Origin of the sequence: Rhodococcus sp. 7Tela_A2 (assembly GCF_049311045.1) — a bacterium.
Taxonomy (GTDB): Bacteria; Actinomycetota; Actinomycetes; order Mycobacteriales; family Mycobacteriaceae; genus Rhodococcus.
Window position 1 is genome coordinate 1 of record NZ_JAXION010000089.1, and the last position, 17,793, is coordinate 17,793.

Consider the following 17,793-nt stretch of genomic DNA (forward strand, 5'->3'; position numbering starts at 1 on the left):
CTCGGGCCCCGGCGCCGGTCTTTCCCCGCGTGGCCGGGGGGGCCCCCGCCTAGCGGCCCGGGGCCCGCGGTCACTTCACAGCGTGGGCCACCCGCGGATGTGGGCGGCCGATCGGGATGTCAGCCCCGGATCATGTTGCGCAGCACGTACTGCAGGATGCCGCCGTTGCGGTAGTAGTCCGCTTCACCCGGCGTATCGATGCGCACGACCGCGTCGAACTCGACCTTGCTGCCGTCGTCCTTCGTTGCGGTGACGTGCACGGTGCTCGGCGTGGTGCCCTCGTTGAGCGCCTCGATACCGGTGATATCGAAGACCTCGGTGCCGTCCAGTCCGAGACTTGCCGCAGACTCCCCGGCGGGGAACTGCAGCGGGACGACGCCCATACCGATGAGGTTCGAGCGGTGGATGCGCTCGAAGGACTCGGTGATGACGGCCTTGACGCCGAGGAGGCTGGTGCCCTTGGCCGCCCAGTCGCGCGACGACCCGGAGCCGTACTCCTTGCCGCCCAGGACGACCAGCGGGATGCCGGCCTTCTGGTAGTTCTGCGACGCGTCGTAGATGAACGCCTGCGGTGCACCGTCCTGGGTGAAGTCGCGGGTGTAGCCACCGGACACACCGTCGAGCAGCTGGTTCTTCAGGCGGATGTTCGCGAACGTGCCGCGGATCATCACCTCGTGGTTACCGCGACGCGAACCGAGCGAGTTGTAGTCCTTGCGCTCGACGCCGTGCTCGTCCAGGTACTGAGCGGCCGGGGTGCCCGGCTTGATCGGACCCGCGGGGCTGATGTGGTCCGTCGTGACCGAGTCGCCGAGCAGCGCGAGCACACGAGCGCCCTTGATGTCGGTGACCGGAGCCGGATCCATCGTCATGCCGTCGAAGTACGGAGGCTTCCGCACGTAGGTCGAGTTCTCGTCCCACGCGAAGGTGTCGCCCGCCGGGGTCTCCAGGTTCTGCCAGCGCTCGTCGCCCTTGAAGATGTCGGCGTAGGAGTTGCGGAACATGTCCTGGCTGATCGCCGACTTGATGGTGTCGTCGATCTCCTGTGCGGACGGCCAGATGTCCTTGAGGAAGACGTCGTTGCCGTCCTTGTCCTTGCCCAGGGCGTCGGCCTCGAAGTCGAAGTCCATGGTGCCGGCGAGCGCGTACGCGATGACGAGCGGCGGCGACGCGAGGTAGTTCATCTTCACGTCGGGCGAGATGCGACCCTCGAAGTTGCGGTTACCCGAGAGCACCGCGGTGACCGAGAGGTCGTTGTCGTTGATCGCCTTGGAGATCTCCTCCGGCAGCGGACCGGTGTTGCCGATGCACGTGGTGCAGCCGTAGCCACCGAGGTAGAAACCGAGCTTCTCGAGGTAGGGCCACAGGCCCGCCTTCTCGTAGTAGTCGGAGACGACCTGCGAACCCGGCGCCATGTTGGTCTTGACCCACGGCTTCGTGGCCAGGCCCTTTTCGACCGCGTTGCGGGCGAGCAGTGCGGCACCCAGCATCACGGACGGGTTCGAGGTGTTGGTGCAGGAGGTGATGCCCGCGACGACCACGGCACCGTGATCGAGGACGAACTCGCCCTGCTCGGACTTGACCGTGACCGGCTTGGACGGCCGGCCGGTGGCACCGTTGGCGGCGGACTGCACGCGGTCCGCGGTGTCGTCACCGTCGTCGGCGAACGAGAGAGCAACCGGGTCCGACGCGGGGAAGGACTCCTCGACGGCCTCGTCGAGCTGGCTGTGCTCGGCAGGCTGGTCGTCGCCCACGTAGGTGCGGATGTCGCGGCGGAAGGCGAGCTTCGAGTCGCTGAGCAGGATGCGGTCCTGCGGGCGCTTCGGGCCGGCGATCGACGGAACGACGGTGCTCAGGTCCAGCTCGATGTACTCCGAGTAGACCGGCTCCTTGTCGGCGTCGTGCCACATGCCCTGTTCCTTGGCGTACGCCTCGACGAGCGCGAGCTGCTCGTCGCTGCGGCCGGTCAGGCGCAGGTAGTTGATGGTTTCGCCGTCGATCGGGAAAATCGCTGCGGTGGAACCGAACTCGGGGCTCATGTTGCCGAGGGTGGCGCGGTTCGCGAGGGGGACCTCGGCGACGCCGGCACCGTAGAACTCGACGAACTTGCCGACCACGCCGTGCTTACGCAGCATCTCGGTGACGGTGAGCACGACGTCCGTCGCGGTCACGCCCGGCTGGATCTCGCCCGAGAGCTTGAAGCCGACGACGCGCGGGATGAGCATGGAGACCGGCTGGCCGAGCATTGCGGCCTCGGCTTCGATGCCGCCGACGCCCCAGCCGAGGACGCCGAGTCCGTTGACCATCGTGGTGTGCGAGTCGGTGCCGACACAGGTGTCGGGGTAGGCCTGGCCGTTGCGGGTCATGACCGTCGGAGCCAGGTACTCGATGTTGACCTGGTGGACGATGCCCATGCCGGGCGGGACGACCTTGAAGTCGTCGAACGCGCCCTGGCCCCAGCGCAGGAACTGGTAACGCTCACCGTTGCGCTGGTACTCGAGGTCGACGTTGCGCTCGAGCGCGTCGGCGCGGCCGAAGACGTCGAGGATGACCGAGTGGTCGATGACCATGTCGGCGGGGGAAAGCGGGTTGACCTTGTTCGGGTCGCCGCCGAGGGTGGTGACGGCCTCACGCATGGTGGCCAGGTCGACCACGCACGGCACGCCGGTGAAGTCCTGCATGATCACGCGGGCAGGCGTGAACTGGATCTCGATGCTGGGATCGGCTGCGGGATCCCAGTTGGCGATGGCGCGGATGTGATCGGCGGTGATATTGGCACCGTCTTCGGTGCGCAGCAGGTTCTCGGCGAGAACCTTCAAGGAGTAAGGGAGTTTCTCGGTGCCGGGGACGGCCGACAGGCGGAAGATCTCGTACGAGTTATCTCCGACCTGCAGGGTCCCCTTGGCGCCGAACGAATCAGTATTGGTGCTCACGTCAGCTCCACTCGTCGTTTCGGCTCGCCGCCGACGGGGCTGTGTCGACGGCTGAAGCGAGGCACACAGCGTCCACAGAGGAGGAATTTCCTGTGCGGTGCCGCCGTGGCGTCTCACCGTAGAGTCTAACAGTACGCTTGTCCTGTAATAAAGCCGGGAGTGTACAGAGAATACGGCGCTCCCAGGGGTGCGCGACGCCACATCGGACGCGCCCGCCGACCTCGGCGCGGCTGCGCCACCCGCGCGCGATCGCGTACTGTTCGGTGTTGCCCTGCGAGCGTGTGCTCCCTGTGCCGACTGCTCGACGCGGCGAAGCCGGGCTCGCACACGCTCCCGACCAGCACTACCGGAGAGAAATGTCTGCGCCACTGCTACGAATTCCCGGGCCGTCGGCCACAGATCTCCCTCCGGGTGTCACGGTCGAGGCGATCCTCGCCGACCTGAGCGACGACCAGGTCTCCGCGCCTCCCGAACAGGTCGACGATCTGGTCGCGGAGGTGGCGCGGGCGCAGGAACACGGGATCGACCTGAGTGTCGTGGTGATCGATCGAGATCCGCGCATGGACTCCCAGCTCCGTGACCTCGCCACCGAGGTCGGAGCCGAAGACGGGGGCACCGTGCTCGTCCTCAGCCCCGGGTGGGTCGGCACGTTCAGCGACAGCCTGGACCGGGTCACCCTCGAAGCCGCGGAGGACCGCACCTATACCGGCAACCCGGTGGTCTCGACGAAGAACTTCGTCGATTCCGTGATCGAGCCCTCGCCACCGTGGACGATGCTGACGATCCTGCTCGTGCTCGTCGTCGCTGCGGCATCGGGCGCGACGTACTGGGCGAAGATCCGGCGTGCCGCTCGATCCGATGCGGCCGAACACGAGAAGGTCCCCGCCGAGGACACGGCACCCACGACCTCCTGACGGCGCCGCCGCCTGTCTTCTCGCCGGCTCCGGTGTCGATGTCCGGCGCCGGAGTGCGCCCCGAAGGTCGCTTTCCGTAATCGAAATCCGTAACTGTCGCGCGAGACGCGCCTGGTGTGTCGTACGGTTCAGATGACGCTCTTGGGGAAGGTGTGTCACAAGCCCAGTCGTGGGGCGCTGCCCGCGACCGGAGACCGGTACAGCGACCGATCGCGGGGACCCCGCGAGCGGTGTTTGCTGTGCGCTCCCCGAGGCGTCGGGCCCGACTGTTTCTCAGGTCGGCACGACCGAGGGAGAGCGCAAGTGAGACGATTCGGTTTCCACGGGGGGATTCCGCGACGGTCGTCGCCTACCGGCGCACCGGCATCGCCTACCACTGCCGGACGTCGGCGGTCTTCTCTTCGCAGCACCCGTTCGGGCCACGTCGTCCGCGCCTCCCGGTTGCTCGCGGGAATCGGGCTCATGACGACCGTGCTCGTCGCAGTGGGGTCGACTGCGGCCGCGGTGCCACCACCACCGCCCAATCCGTCGGACACGGAACTGGACGCGGCCGGGGCGGCCGTGAACTCCGGGATCGACCGCATCGGTGAACTGATCGTGCGCATCTCCCACGCAGATCAGCAGCTCGCCGAACTCGACGCCCAGGTCGCGATCAAACGCGAGGACGTCAACCGCGCCCTCGTCGACTTGCATTCCGCCCAGGACGCCGTGGCAGCAGCCGCGCAGGCCGTGGTGTCCTCCCAGCTCGCCCTCCAGGACGCGGGCGCCCAGATCTCACACGCGCAAGCGGACTTCGACTCGTTCGCGCGGGAGAGCTACACCCGCGGATCGAACGCGACATCACTCGCCGCGTTCCTGTCCACCGACGGCCCCGAGGACCTGCTCGACCGCGCGCAGGTGATGCGCATGCTCTCGACCGGACGCGACGCGGTGCTCGACGCACTCGAACGCGCGCGCACCGAACAGGCGAACTCCCATTCCCGTGCGCGCGCCGCGAAACAGGAGGCCGACGCCGCAGCGGCGGCCGCCGAGCAGCGCAAGGTGGACGCGGAAGCTGCGATCGCCGTCGCCCGCGATGCCCTCGACCGGGAAGCCGCAGAAAAGAGCCGCATCGAGCAGGCACGAGCGGGAGCCCAGGCCGAACTGGATTTCGCGCGCTCCAACGTTGCCGGTCTCGAGGGTCAGCGCGCGGAGTACGTGGCATGGGATCGCCGCCGCGTGGCGGAGGAGGCGGCCCGTGCCGCTGCCGCCGAGGTGGCGCGTGAGGAAGCGGCAGCGGCGGCCCAGCGGGTCGCAGCCGACGACGCGGCGCTCGCGCGGGCAGCCGAACTCGCCAACGGACGACGTCCCCACACCGACTTGGGAGAGAGCGCACCTACCCTCGACACGCCGGCCGTGAGCGCCGCCGTACCGGACGAGGACCTCGATCCCGACGTGACACCGAGCCCGGGTAGCGAGGTGAACCCGGCAGACGAAGTCACCGAGACACCTCGCACGCCCACACCGCAGACTCCGCGGTCGTCGCCGCGCACCCGGTCGACGCCGTCGCTCACCGGCGCCGCGGCGGTCGAGACCGTGATCGACCGTGGGCTGTCCCAGATCGGCGTGCCGTATGCGTGGGGTGGGGGAGACGAGAACGGACCGACCCGCGGAATACGGGACGGCGGTGTCGCCGACAGTTACGGAGATTTCGGCAAGGTGGGCTTCGACTGCTCCGGGCTGATGATCTATGCGTTCGCCGGTATCGGCATCTCCCTGCCGCACTACACCGGATATCAGTACACAGCGGGCACCCAGATCCCGTCGTCGGAGATGAGACGCGGCGACATGATCTTCTACGGCCCCAATGCGAGCCAGCACGTGGGCCTGTACCTCGGCGACGGCACGATGCTCGAGGCGCCGCAGTCGGGTTCGCACGTCATGATCTCGCCGGTACGCTGGGACGGCATGACACCGTATGTGGTGCGCATGGTGTCCTGACGGTGAAGTGATCGTGATCGCACTGTCCGGGCGTGGGACTCGCCCACGCCGCGGGCCTGGCGTTACGGCACACTGAATCGACACCTGCCATAGTGGTGCAGCAGGCGATTTCCAGTGGATCAACGTAGGCGAAAGCGGTGGATTCTTGGTGACCTCACGCGAGGGCGGGACGTCGGGTACGGCAGCGGGCGCACAGAAGGGCGGGGCCGGCTCGAACAACGCCGCCGGTCAGGGCCACGACGTGGAGCCGCAGGGCACGGCCGGACCGGGCAGCGGCAGGGCGGACGCCGGCGCTCCCACACGGGGCAGTGTCGCGGCGAACCCTCCCGTTGCCGGAAACGGCCCGTCCGCCGGTGCGACGAGTGCGTCCGCTCCCGCCGTGTCCACGTCGAAGGAGCCTGTGGCCGCACCGGAGAAGGCGTACGACCCGGCAGACGACGTCCGCCTTCTCGAGCGCGCCATCTACGAGGTCAAGCGAGTGATCGTCGGCCAGGACCTCCTCGTCGAACGCATGCTCGTCGGAGTGCTCGCCCGCGGGCACGTCCTGCTCGAAGGCGTGCCGGGTGTCGCGAAGACCCTCGCGGTCGAGACGTTCGCCAAGGTTGTCGGTGGCTCCTTCTCCCGCGTCCAATTCACTCCCGACCTGGTACCCACCGACCTCGTCGGAACCCGGATCTACCGGCAGGGCCGCGAAGAGTTCGACACCGAACTCGGCCCGGTGGTGGCGAACTTCGTGCTCGCCGACGAGATCAACCGCGCCCCGGCGAAAGTGCAGTCGGCGCTGCTCGAGGTGATGGCGGAACGGCACGTCACCATCGGTGGCAAGACGTTCCCGATGCCCGACCCGTTCCTGGTCATGGCGACGCAGAACCCCATCGAGAACGAAGGCGTCTACCCGCTGCCCGAGGCGCAGCGAGACCGGTTCCTGTTCAAGGTCCTCGTCGACTACCCCTCGGTCGAGGAAGAACGCGAGATCGTCTACCGGATGGGAGTCGCGGCTCCGGAACCGAAGCAGGTGCTCTCCCGGGAGGAACTGCTGCGACTGCAGAAGATCGCCAGTCGCGTGTTCGTGCACCATGCGCTCGTCGACTACGTGGTGCGGGTCATCTTCGCGACGCGCTCGCCGGCCGAACTGGGTCTGCACGACGTGCAGGGATGGATCGCCTACGGTGCTTCTCCGCGTGCGACCCTCGGCATCATCTCCGCAGCCCGCGCGCTCGCTCTCGTCCGCGGGCGCGACTACGTGATCCCGCAGGACATCATCGACGTGATCCCCGACGTGCTGCGTCACCGCTTGGTGTTGTCGTACGACGCGCTGGCCGACGACGTCTCACCGGACCGGATCATCGCCGAGATCCTCCAGACGGTCGGTCTGCCGCAGGTCGCGCCCCAGGCCACGGCACCCGTGCCGGCGGGTCCCCCCGCGGCGGTGCGTCCCGGTGCTCCTGTGGTGCCCGCGCCCGGACCGCACGGAGGTGCAGGGCAACGGTGAGCGAACCCGCCCGCGACGGGTCGCCACCCACGTTCCGTTCCGGCGAGCTGCGCGACCCCGCATTGACTGCTGCGCTGCGCACCCTGGAACTGACCGTCCGGCGCCGGCTCGACGGTGTCCTGCACGGTGATCACCTGGGCCTGATTCCCGGACCCGGGTCCGAACCGGGCGATGCCCGGGAGTACCAGCCGGGCGACGACGTACGCCAGATGGATTGGTCGGTCACCGCCCGCACCACCCATCCGCACGTGCGGCAGACCGTCGCGGATCGCGAACTCGAGACCTGGCTCGCGGTCGATCTGTCCGCGAGCCTCGATTTCGGCACGGCCGCGTGCGAGAAGCGCGATCTGGTCGTCGCAGCGGTCGCGGCGATCGCGCATCTGACGATCGGCGGCGGCAACCGGATCGGCGCCGTGGTGTCCACCGGCCGCGACACGGTGCGGATTCCCGCGCGCGGGGGACGGGCCCACGCCCAATCCATGCTGCGCACCATCGCGACCATCCCGCACCCACCGGACGGGACCCGCGGTGATCTGCGCGGTGTCGTCGAGGCGCTGCGGCGGCCCCAGCGCCGGCGCGGTCTTGCCGTCGTGATCAGCGACTTCCTGGGACCGCTCGACTGGCAGCGGTCGTTGCGTGCCCTCTCCGGCCGGCACGACCTGCTGGCAGTCGAGGTGCTGGACCGCCGCGACCTGGAACTGCCCGACCTGGGAGACGTCGTCCTGCACGATCCCGAAACCGGACGCACCCGTGAGTTCACGACGACACCGCAGCTTCGCGCCGACTACGCCCAGGCTGCCGCGGAGCATCGCGCTGCCGTGCAGCAGGCGATGCGCAGTTGCGGGGCCCCGATGCTGAGTTTGCGGACCGACCGGGACTGGATCAGCGACGTGGTTCGTTTCGTCGCGGCTCGCCGGCACAGTTACGCAGCCGGCGGCGTGGGGAGGGTGGGCCGGTGAGCATTTCCGGTTTCACCTCACCGTGGTGGTTGCTGTTCCTGGTCGTGGTTGCCGCCCTCGGCGTCGGCTACGTGCTGGTGCAGCGCCGCAGGCTCTCTCACACGATGCGGTTCACCAACTTCGAACTTCTCGAGAAGGTCGCTCCCGACCGGCCCGGACGTGCCCGCCACATCCCGGTCGCGCTGCTGCTGGCCGGCCTGGTCTTCCTCACGGTCGCCCTCGCCGGACCTACGGCCGAGCAACGGGTGCCGCGTAATCGCGCGACGGTCGTCGCGGTGATCGACGTGTCGCTGTCGATGGAGGCGACCGATGTCGCACCGTCCCGGCTCGCCGCCGCGCAGGAAGCGGCGAAGCAGTTCGCGGACGATCTGACTCCCGGGATCAACCTCGGTCTCGTCGCGTTCTCCGGTACCGCGTCGGTGCTGGTGTCACCGACCACCAACCGGGAAGCGACGAAGACGGCAATCGATCACCTGCAACTGAGTGAGCGCACCGCCACCGGCGAAGCGATATTCACTGCGATGCAGTCCATCGACACCCTGGCCGCTGTGCTCGGCGGCAGCGATCAGGCGCCGCCCGCCAGGATCGTGCTGCTCTCGGACGGAAAGCAGACCGTGCCGGAGAGCCCCGACGACCCGCGGGGAGGTTTCACCGCGGCGAGGCAGGCAGCCGAGAAGGGAATCCCGGTCTCGACGATCTCGTTCGGCACCGCGACCGGAACGGTCACGATCGAGGACGAGCGCATCCCGGTCCCTGTCGACGATCCGTCTCTCAAGGAGATCGCGAACCTGTCCGGGGGCAGCTTCTTCACCGCGTCGAGTCTCGAGGAACTCGAGGACGCCTACAACACTCTCGAGGAGCAGATCGGCTTCGAAACGACGCGCGGCGATGCCAGCCGGCCGTGGCTGATGCTCGGTGCTCTCTGCGTCGCCGCAGGCCTCCTCTCCGCCATGGTGCTTCGCCAGCGCCTGCCCTGACCCTTCTTGTCGCCGCTCACGGAGCCCTGTCCGTGTGCGATCCACCACCAGATAGGTTTGTCGCCATGACTGACGCAAGTAGCCCCGCCGCGTCCACGCGCCCCGCGGGCACGCCCCGGTCCGTTCTCGTCACCGGAGGAAACCGCGGTATCGGCCTCGCGGTGGCTCGCCGCCTGCAGGCCGACGGACACAAGGTTGCCGTCACCCACCGCGGTTCCGGTGTCCCCGACGACCTGTTCGGTGTCGTGTGCGACGTCACCGACGCCGAGTCGGTCGACCGCGCATTCACCGAGGTCGAAGAGCATCAGGGCCCTGTCGAGGTGCTGGTCGCCAACGCCGGCGTCACCGACGACACCCTGCTGATGCGCATGACCGAGGACCAGTTCACCAGCGTCCTCGACGCCAACCTCACCGGATCCTTCCGGTGCGCGAAGCGCGCCAACCGGGCGATGCTGCGCGCACGGTGGGGACGGATGATCTTCCTCGGTTCGGTTGTCGGTATGGCAGGCCAGGCCGGGCAGATCAACTACGCGGCCTCGAAGGCCGGCGTGATCGGACTCGCCCGGTCGGTGACCCGCGAACTCGGCTCACGCTCGATCACCGCCAACGTCGTCGCACCCGGGTTCATCGAGACGGACATGACCGCGGAACTGTCCGACGATCTGCGCGACATGGCAAAGAAATTCATCCCGATGCAGCGTCTCGGCAAGCCCGACGATGTCGCGGGCGTGGTGAGCTTCCTCGCCTCAGACGACTCCGCCTACGTCTCGGGCGCTGTCATCCCCGTCGACGGAGGCATGGGCATGGGCCACTGACCCGCCGCCACACCCGGACCACATCCGAATCTCACTGGAGGATCGACACACTCATGGGCGGACTGCTCGAGGGCAAGACCATTCTCGTCACCGGCATCATCACCGATGCCTCCATCGCGTTCCACACCGCCAAAGCGGCACAGGAACAGGGCGCGAAGATCATCATCACCGGCTTCGACCGGTTGCGGCTGATCGACCGCATCGCGCAGCGTCTGCCGCAGCCGGTGCCGCCGGCGATCGAACTCGACGTGCAGAACACCGAGCACCTCGCCGGGCTCGCCGACAAACTGCGTGAACTCGCGCCCGAAGGGATCGACGGCGTCGTGCATTCGATCGGTTTCGCGCCGCGTTCGTGCCTGGGCAGCCCGTTCCTCGATGCCCCGTGGAGCGACGTCGCCGTCGCCCTGGAGGTCTCCGCGTATTCGTACGGTGCACTTGCCAAGGCGGTGCTGCCGGTCATGAACGAGGGCGGTTCTCTCGTCGGCATGGACTTCGATCCGTCACGCGCGGTGCCGTTCTACAACTGGATGGGCGTCTCCAAGGCGACCCTCGAATCGGTCAACCGGTATGTCGCCAAGGAGGTCGGCCCGCGCGGAATCCGCTCGAATCTCGTCGCGGCCGGCCCGATCAAGACCCTTGCGGCGAAGGCGATCGCCGGGGATGCCACCGGACCGGGAGCCGAGATGAACCGGCTCAACGAAGGCTGGTCCGCCGCGTCCCCGATCGGATGGGACGTCGAAGACCCGACTCCGGTCGCGAAGACCGTGTGCGCGGTACTGTCCGATTGGTTGCCCGGTACCACCGGGTCGATCGTGTACGTCGACGGTGGTTTCCACTCACAGGTCGGCCTCGGCGCCTGACAGGTCAGGAGAGCACTCCCATGGTGAGCACCCCCGAATCGTTCGACGCGCTGCTGGTGCTGTCGTTCGGCGGCCCCGAAGGCCCGGACGATGTCCGGCCGTTCCTCGAGAACGTCACCCGGGGCCGGGGGATCCCGCCGGAACGTCTCGACGACGTTGCGCAGCACTACCTGCACTTCGGGGGTGTCTCACCGATCAACGCGCTCAACCGGGCCCTCATCGATGCCGTGCGCGGCGAGTTCGAGGCGCACGGCATCGACCTGCCGGTGTACTTCGGAAACCGTAACTGGCATCCGATGGTCGAGGACACCGTCGCGGCCATGCGTGACGACGGAATTCGCAACGCGCTGGTCTTCGCGACCTCGGCGTGGGGCGGTTACTCGGGATGCCGGCAGTATCACGAGGACATCCGCCGGGCGCGGAGCGCGGTCGACGACGCCCCCGACCTGACGAAGATCCGGCAGTTCTACGATCACCCGCTGTTCCTCGACGCGGTCGCCGATGCCGTGCGCGCATCCCGCGCCGAACTATCCGACGAGGCAGCGGACGCGCGCCTCGTTTTCACCGCTCACTCGATCCCGACGTCCGCCGATGCGACCGGTGGACCGCCGGACGCCGGCGGGCGTCTCTACAGCCGCCAGGTGGCCGAGGCCGCGCGCCTGGTCGCGGATTCGCTCGGTGTCGACGACTACGACCTGGTCTGGCAGTCGCGTTCGGGCCCGCCCCGGGTGCCGTGGCTCGAACCCGACATCGTCGACCATCTCGATGCTCTCCACGAGCGGGGAGTGACCTCGGTGATCGTGGTTCCGGTCGGATTCATCTCCGACCACCTCGAGGTGGTCTGGGATCTCGACACCGAAGCCCGGGACCGTGCGGCCGAACTCGGCATGGAGTTCGTGCGCGCGGCGACGGCCGGGACCGATCCCCGTTTCGCGCAGATGGTCCGTGAGCTCGTGCAGGAACGCCTCGGTACGGCATCGCCGCGCCGGCGCGGAACGGAACCGGAGTTCGGAGTGGGGTGCAACGGCACGCTCTGCGCGGTCCGGTGCTGCGAACCCCCGGCGCGGCCCTCTCGGCCGGCGCCCACAGCGGAGGACTGAGCACTCACGGCTCAGAGCGCCGGCTCACCACTGCGATTCGCCCCGGCCAGGGGAGAGACGAACCAGCTCGGGAGGGACCGCCGCAGCCCCACCGGGCCCTCCACCACCACGGCTCCGGTCCGCAGCGCCTCGGGCCAGTCGTTTTCTCCGCGCCAGATTTCGGTCAGATCCCGCAGCCCAGCCGTGACCGTGACGGAGACCTCGAAGCCCGGATCGGTGTCGCAGACGTCGACCTCTCCGGGAACGATGACCAGCCACCACCGCCGCGACCCGCGTGGGGCGCCGGTGAAGACGAACTCCACGACCACCCGAGTCTCCTCGATCGCGGAGTGGACGACGTTGCGGTGCATATCCCACATCAGCAGCTTGGGGTCGAGGTCTTCGTCGCCGAGCCGGCCCGTCCACCGCGATCCCCACGTGCCGAGCGCGGACACCACCGGTTCCAGATCACGTCCGGCGGGTGTGAGCACGTAACGGACCTCCGAACCGTCGACGGTCCGTTGCACGATGCCCGCGACCGTCAACTGGTGCAGGCGGGTGGACAGTAACGACGGCGACATCCGGGGGAGTCCGCGGCGGAGGTCGTTGAATCGCTCGCTACCGAGCACCAATTCGCGCACCAGCAGAAGTGTCCACCGCTCGTCGAAGAGTTCCATCGCTTTCGCGACGGGACAGAATTGGTGGTAGGGCGAGCCCATGCTTCGAATGGTAGGCCTGCCGGGCGGTACAGATTCCGAACTGGAAGCAATCCGCGGGTGTTCATACCGTTGACGTGCGCCTCCGAGATCTGTCGACGACGGATCGGACGCTCCGTTGAAGGAGATGTGTGATGACGCAATCCCGCTCGGCACTCGATGCAGACCGCGACCTCAAGGCGAAACACCGGGCCATGTGGGCGCTCGGCGATTATCCGGCCGTCGCGTCCGGAGTGATCCCGTCGCTCGGGCAGATCCTCGTGTCCGCGTGCCGGGTCGGCCCGGGCGACCGGGTGCTCGACATCGCGGCCGGTTCGGGCAACGCCGCGATTCCCGCCGCACTGACCGGGGCCACCGTCGTGGCGACGGACCTGACTCCCGAACTGTTCGACATCGGCCGGCGCGATGCCGAGGACGCCGGCGCCACCGTGACCTGGCAAGAGGCGGACGCGGAGGCGATGCCGTTCGGCGACGCGAGTGCCGACGTGACGCTCTCGTGCGTCGGGGTGATGTTCGCGCCGCACCACCAGGTAGCGGCGGACGAACTCGTGCGCGTCACCCGTCCGGGAGGCCGGATCGGGCTCTTGAGCTGGACGCCCGCGGGTTTCATCGGCCGGATGTTCGCCACGATGAAGCCGTACGCGCCCGCACCACCCCCGGGGGCACAACCACCCCCGCTCTGGGGCGACGAAGACCATGTGCGGACCCTGCTGGGGGACCGGGTGACCGATCTGACGGCGAGCACCGGTTCGTTACGTGTCGACCGTTTCCCCACGGGCGAAGCGTTCCGCGACTTCTTCAAGACGAACTACGGGCCGACGATTGCGGTCTACCGCGCACTCGCGGGTGATCCCGAGCGAGTCGCCGCGCTCGACGGCGAACTTGCCGAACTGGCGCGCCGGCACGATCTGGGTGGGGGAGCGATGGACTGGGATTACCTGCTGGTCACTGCCAGTCGCGCGGGGTGAGAACTCAGCCGTGCTGGGGCGCGCGCAGAGCGGCGTCGACCGCGCCGACTCGCGCGTGCCGCACCGCGGTCCACAAGGGACGCAGCGCGGATTCGCGGGCGTCCAGCGTGGTCGCCGAACCGGCACGCAGACCCCCGCCGCGCCCCGCGACGGTGAGAATTGCCGCGACCTGATCGGCGGCATCGAGGATCCGCACGGCACGCTGCGGGATCGAGTCCGGATACCGGTGACGGGCGTACTCGGCGATCTCGGCCGCGATCTCGGCACGCGGGTCGGTGCTGCGGCCGTCGTCGCCGACCGTGCGGATACCGGTGAGCGTGGCGGCGGCGTCGCGCACCGCTTCGCGCATGGTGAATTCGGCTTCGCCGAGGCCTGGTAGGTCGGTGAGTTCGGGTACCGCCGGGACGGCGAACACGGTCCAGCGGAGTACATCGGGTCCCTCGACGGTCGGAACCAGGCCGAGTCCGGGCGTTCCCGGCGCGCCGACGAGTACACCCTCCCCGGCAGCCGTTGCTGCTGCGGAGAAGGCGATGCCGACGGGCAGGCCGCGCACATCGCCCGGAGACGGCAACAGCAGTCGGATGCCCGAACCTCCCGCGGGGTCGGCCCGCCGGATCACGGTGAGCAGTACCGCGGCGCCGTCCTGCGGGTCCTGGCCGGTCAGCCCGGCGCGGTGTTTCGCGTCCGCCTCGGCGGCAGCGACGAGGTGCATCGGCGCCCACTCGTGCAGGGCATCGATGACCTCGTCGGGCGCCGCGCGACCGGAGAGCCATGCTCCGGCCCACAGCGTCAGGCTCTGACTCGGGGAACTCACGGAACGAGCATAGGACGCCTGTTCTCCGGCGTGGCGACGACCGCCCGCCGGTGTCGTTGTCCTAACGTTGACCGGCGTGAGTCCACGCGACAGCTACGGCGACATCTATGCCGGACACAACCGCAAGCGGAGGAAGACCGTCCCGGAACTCGAGGCCGAGAAGGATCTCGTGGTCGAAGACGCCGCGTCGGGGTGGTGCGGCGCGATCGTCGGCATCGAACGCACCTACGACGGCGACTTCGTGCGCTTGGAGGACGGGCAACGCCGCACCCGTCTGTTCGCGATGCGGCCTGCCGCGTTTCTGATCGACGGTGCACCTGTCACTCTGGTGCGGCCGAAGCCGCGACCGGCGGCGCAGACCCCGGCGAGATCGGCCTCGGGGTCGACCAGAGTCGAGGGCTTGCGGGCACGCGTGGCCCGCGGAAGCCGCATCTGGGTCGAAGGTGTGCACGACGCGGCCCTCGTCGAACAGGTCTGGGGACACGACCTCCGTGTGGAGGGCGTCGTCGTCGAACAACTCGAAGGGCTCGACAACCTGGCCGAGCGGCTCGCCGAGTTCCGTCCCGGTCCGGGACGGAGGGTCGGTGTCCTGGCGGACCATCTCGTCACCGGATCGAAGGAAGAGCGGCTGACCGCGAACCTCGGCCCGCACGTCATGGTCACCGGCCATCCCTACATCGACGTGTGGGAAGCGGTGCGCCCCAAGGCCGTCGGGATCGAGTCCTGGCCGACGATTCCGCGCGGCCAGGACTGGAAAACCGGCGTGTGCCGTGAACTCGGCTGGGGTACGCCGCAGGAAGGCTGGCGGCGGGTCTACGGCGCGGTGTCGTCGTTCCGGGACCTCGAAGCCCCGCTGATCGGCGCTGTCGAGCGACTCGTGGATTTCGTCACCGAACCCGGCGACGGCGACTGAGCGCCCCGCACCGAAGGTCGACGGCACATCCGGGCGCACTCAATACCTGTACCGCCGCACGGTATCCGGATGGATGACGATACGTACCTGGTCTTCGGCGAGGATCCCGGCGAGATCGGCGGCACGAACCGGATCGTCGAGATCCCAATAGCGCGCGGCCAGGCGGGAACACAACTCGTGTGCTCCGTCCGCCTCGATCGTGGTGTGGCCCGCGACCGACACCCACCGTTCACGTTCCCCGACCGGTGCGGCGACCACGATCGAGGCGCGGGGGTCGCGCCCCAGGCGGCGGATCTTCAGCGAGTCGGGGGCGGTGAACAAGTCGACGGTGCCCGCGTCGGTGGCCTCGAACCAGACCGGTCGGGGCTGGGGCGGGAGCGGTCCTGCGGCCACGCTCACGAATCCGTGCAGGGGGCGTCTGAGGAACTCCAGGTCCTCGGCGGTCAGTGAACTCGTGGGGGTGCTCATCATGACCCTTTCGGATTCGGGGAAGGGCGGGCCGGCGGCGCCCGCCCCGGCGCGTTCCCTCCGCACGGACGGTTCGCCGACGTGCTGAGCATTGTGCTCGTCGCGGCGGGTGTGTGCGCGGCAACCGCTCAGCAAGCCTGTGAACTGGCTCTCTGCCGCAATGTCCGATTTATGGTTCGATGGTTGCTGTGGCGGCATTGATATGGCTTATCGCCGGCGTGGCACTGGCTGCGGCGGAAGCGCTCACCGGTGACTTCGTCCTGCTGATGCTCGGCGGTGCGGCGCTGGCTACCGCCGGTGTCTCGGCTGCAACGGATCTGCCGGTGTGGCTCGACGCCGTGGTGTTCGCACTGTTCTCGCTGGTATTGCTGCTCGGAGTCCGGCCCATCCTGCGCCGCCGCTATTCCGCGCCGCCCGCGCTCACGACGGGTGTCGACGCGCTACCCGGCAAGCACGCGCTCGTCGTCGAGCAAGTGGGTGAGCACGCGGGCCGGGTGAAAATCGACGGCGACGTGTGGACTGCCCGGCCGTTGGACGCCACCGAAGTGTACGAACCCGGAACAACCGTGACCGTGATGCAGATCGACGGCGCGACCGCCGTCGTATGGAGGGGTGTCTGACCTATGGAAGCGCTGATCGTACTCGCCGTACTGGTGGTACTCGTCGTGATCGTGGTGGTGAAATCCGTCGCCCTGATCCCGCAGGCAGAAGCCGCGGTCATCGAGCGGCTGGGACGCTATTTCCGGACCGCGTCGGGACAGTTGACGTTCCTGGTGCCGTTCGTGGACCGTATCCGCGCGAAAGTCGATCTGCGCGAACGGGTGGTGTCGTTCCCGCCGCAACCGGTCATCACCAAGGACAACCTGACGCTGAGCATCGACACGGTCGTCTACTTCCAGGTCACCAACCCGCAAGCCGCGGTGTACGAGATCAGCAACTACATCGCCGCCGTCGAACAACTCACGGTGACGACCCTGCGCAACGTCGTCGGCGGTATGACCCTCGAAGAGACTCTCACCTCCCGTGACTCGATCAACGGTCAGTTGCGCGGTGTGCTCGACGAAGCGACGGGCCGCTGGGGTCTGCGGGTCGCGCGCGTCGAACTCAAGAGCATCGATCCGCCGCCGTCGATCCAGGAGTCGATGGAAAAGCAGATGAAGGCGGACCGCGAGAAGCGCGCGACGATCCTCACGGCCGAAGGCCACCGCGAGGCCGCGATCAAGACCGCAGAGGGCGACAAGCAGGCACGCATCCTGTCGGCCGAGGGATCGAAGCAGGCCGCGATCCTCGAGGCGGAAGCGGAACGGCAGTCCCGCATCCTGCGGGCGCAGGGTGATCGGGCCGCCCAGTACCTCGAGGCGCAGGGCGAGGCGAAGGCGATCGAGAAGGTGTTCGCAGCCATCAAGGCCGGTAAGCCGACCCCCGAGATGCTCGCGTACCAGTACTTGCAGACGCTGCCGCAGATGGCGCAGGGTGACGCGAACAAGGTGTGGCTCGTGCCCAGCGACTTCGGCGACGCCCTCAAGGGTTTCGCAGGCGCGCTCGGTGCTCGCGGTGAGGACGGTGTCTTCCGCTTCGAGCCGAGCCCGGTCGACGAAGACCTCCAGCGTCCCGAGGACGACTCGGCAGAGGTCAGCGACTGGTTCGACATGAAGACCGACCCGGTCGTGGCGAAAGCGGTCGCCGAAGCCGAGGCAGTGGCACGCAAGCCGGTGGACCCCGCGGTCCCGGTCGTCTCCGGAGAGAAGCCGGCCGGTGTCACGCGCGGTAGCCAGTCGTCCGCGTTGCCGGCCGCAGACCCCGCGCCCGAAGAGCGCGTTCCGTCTCTGGAGACAGAGGTCGGCGAGGAACTCCCGAGGCAGTAATCCTGCCCGGCCGCCGGGGCGTGCGCATGCACGTCACCGGCGG

Annotated in this window: 16 protein-coding genes; 12 read left to right on the top strand and 4 right to left on the bottom strand. The window is 68.4% G+C overall.

Annotated features, from left to right (window positions below; translation table 11 throughout):
* Positions 1-119 precede the first annotated feature (119 nt).
* The gene (acnA, locus tag TVH25_RS15805) at positions 120-2,930 is read right to left on the bottom strand and encodes an aconitate hydratase AcnA (RefSeq protein WP_422424767.1); all 2,811 of its coding nucleotides are present in this window, start codon (positions 2,928-2,930) and stop codon (positions 120-122) included.
* A gap of 356 nt (positions 2,931-3,286) precedes the next feature.
* Here acnA and TVH25_RS15810 point away from each other — a divergent pair, with 356 nt between their 5' ends.
* The 8 genes from TVH25_RS15810 to TVH25_RS15845 all read left to right on the top strand — a co-directional run bounded on the left by TVH25_RS15810 (position 3,287) and on the right by TVH25_RS15845 (position 12,027).
* Positions 3,287-3,844 carry a DUF6676 family protein gene (locus TVH25_RS15810; protein ID WP_422424769.1) on the top strand — a complete coding sequence of 186 codons (558 nt, stop codon included), beginning with the start codon at positions 3,287-3,289 and terminating at the stop codon, positions 3,842-3,844.
* A gap of 462 nt (positions 3,845-4,306) precedes the next feature.
* Positions 4,307-5,824: an NlpC/P60 family protein gene (locus tag TVH25_RS15815; protein ID WP_422424770.1), complete on the top strand. Its 1,518-nt coding sequence runs from the start codon at positions 4,307-4,309 to the stop codon at positions 5,822-5,824.
* 379 nt (positions 5,825-6,203) lie between these two features.
* Positions 6,204-7,316 (top strand): MoxR family ATPase, encoded by a 1,113-nt coding sequence (locus tag TVH25_RS15820; protein ID WP_346765179.1) that lies wholly within the window; start codon positions 6,204-6,206, stop codon positions 7,314-7,316.
* Positions 7,313-8,275, top strand: coding sequence for a DUF58 domain-containing protein (locus TVH25_RS15825; RefSeq protein WP_169621902.1), 963 nt, complete (start codon positions 7,313-7,315; stop codon positions 8,273-8,275). Before TVH25_RS15820 ends, TVH25_RS15825 begins: the two co-directional genes overlap by 4 nt.
* On the top strand, positions 8,272-9,252 hold the full coding sequence (locus TVH25_RS15830; RefSeq protein WP_422424772.1) for a VWA domain-containing protein: 981 nt from the start codon (positions 8,272-8,274) through the stop codon (positions 9,250-9,252). Before TVH25_RS15825 ends, TVH25_RS15830 begins: the two co-directional genes overlap by 4 nt.
* A gap of 65 nt (positions 9,253-9,317) precedes the next feature.
* Entirely contained in the window at positions 9,318-10,067 is a 750-nt protein-coding gene (fabG1, locus tag TVH25_RS15835) for a 3-oxoacyl-ACP reductase FabG1 (RefSeq protein WP_169621904.1), read from the top strand.
* Between the two features lie 53 nt (positions 10,068-10,120).
* Positions 10,121-10,927, top strand: coding sequence for an NADH-dependent enoyl-ACP reductase InhA (gene inhA, locus TVH25_RS15840; protein WP_169621905.1), 807 nt, complete (start codon positions 10,121-10,123; stop codon positions 10,925-10,927).
* Between the two features lie 20 nt (positions 10,928-10,947).
* Positions 10,948-12,027: a ferrochelatase gene (locus tag TVH25_RS15845; protein ID WP_296549519.1), complete on the top strand. Its 1,080-nt coding sequence runs from the start codon at positions 10,948-10,950 to the stop codon at positions 12,025-12,027.
* 11 nt (positions 12,028-12,038) lie between these two features.
* Here the strand turns inward: TVH25_RS15845 and TVH25_RS15850 are convergent, their stop codons facing one another.
* The gene (locus tag TVH25_RS15850) at positions 12,039-12,725 is read right to left on the bottom strand and encodes a winged helix-turn-helix transcriptional regulator (RefSeq protein ID WP_422424774.1); all 687 of its coding nucleotides are present in this window, start codon (positions 12,723-12,725) and stop codon (positions 12,039-12,041) included.
* A 131-nt stretch (positions 12,726-12,856) separates the two neighbouring features.
* On the opposite strand from TVH25_RS15850, the gene TVH25_RS15855 reads away from it, so the two are divergent.
* Entirely contained in the window at positions 12,857-13,690 is an 834-nt protein-coding gene (locus tag TVH25_RS15855) for a class I SAM-dependent methyltransferase (RefSeq protein ID WP_169652132.1), read from the top strand.
* Positions 13,691-13,694: 4 nt separating this feature from the next.
* Here TVH25_RS15855 and TVH25_RS15860 read toward each other — a convergent pair whose 3' ends face one another.
* Positions 13,695-14,504 carry a hypothetical protein gene (locus TVH25_RS15860; protein ID WP_422424775.1) on the bottom strand — a complete coding sequence of 270 codons (810 nt, stop codon included), beginning with the start codon at positions 14,502-14,504 and terminating at the stop codon, positions 13,695-13,697.
* 76 nt (positions 14,505-14,580) lie between these two features.
* On the opposite strand from TVH25_RS15860, the gene TVH25_RS15865 reads away from it, so the two are divergent.
* Complete coding sequence (locus TVH25_RS15865) at positions 14,581-15,417, top strand: DUF3097 family protein (RefSeq protein ID WP_169652131.1); 837 nt, start codon at positions 14,581-14,583, stop codon at positions 15,415-15,417.
* A gap of 39 nt (positions 15,418-15,456) precedes the next feature.
* On the opposite strand, the gene TVH25_RS15870 is transcribed toward TVH25_RS15865, so the two are convergent.
* Entirely contained in the window at positions 15,457-15,885 is a 429-nt protein-coding gene (locus TVH25_RS15870; protein WP_169621911.1) for a pyridoxamine 5'-phosphate oxidase family protein, read from the bottom strand.
* A 179-nt stretch (positions 15,886-16,064) separates the two neighbouring features.
* Here TVH25_RS15870 and TVH25_RS15875 point away from each other — a divergent pair, with 179 nt between their 5' ends.
* Complete coding sequence (locus tag TVH25_RS15875) at positions 16,065-16,505, top strand: NfeD family protein (RefSeq protein ID WP_169621912.1); 441 nt, start codon at positions 16,065-16,067, stop codon at positions 16,503-16,505.
* 3 nt (positions 16,506-16,508) lie between these two features.
* Positions 16,509-17,750, top strand: coding sequence for an SPFH domain-containing protein (locus TVH25_RS15880; RefSeq protein WP_169652130.1), 1,242 nt, complete (start codon positions 16,509-16,511; stop codon positions 17,748-17,750).
* The last annotated feature ends 43 nt before the right edge of the window (positions 17,751-17,793 follow it).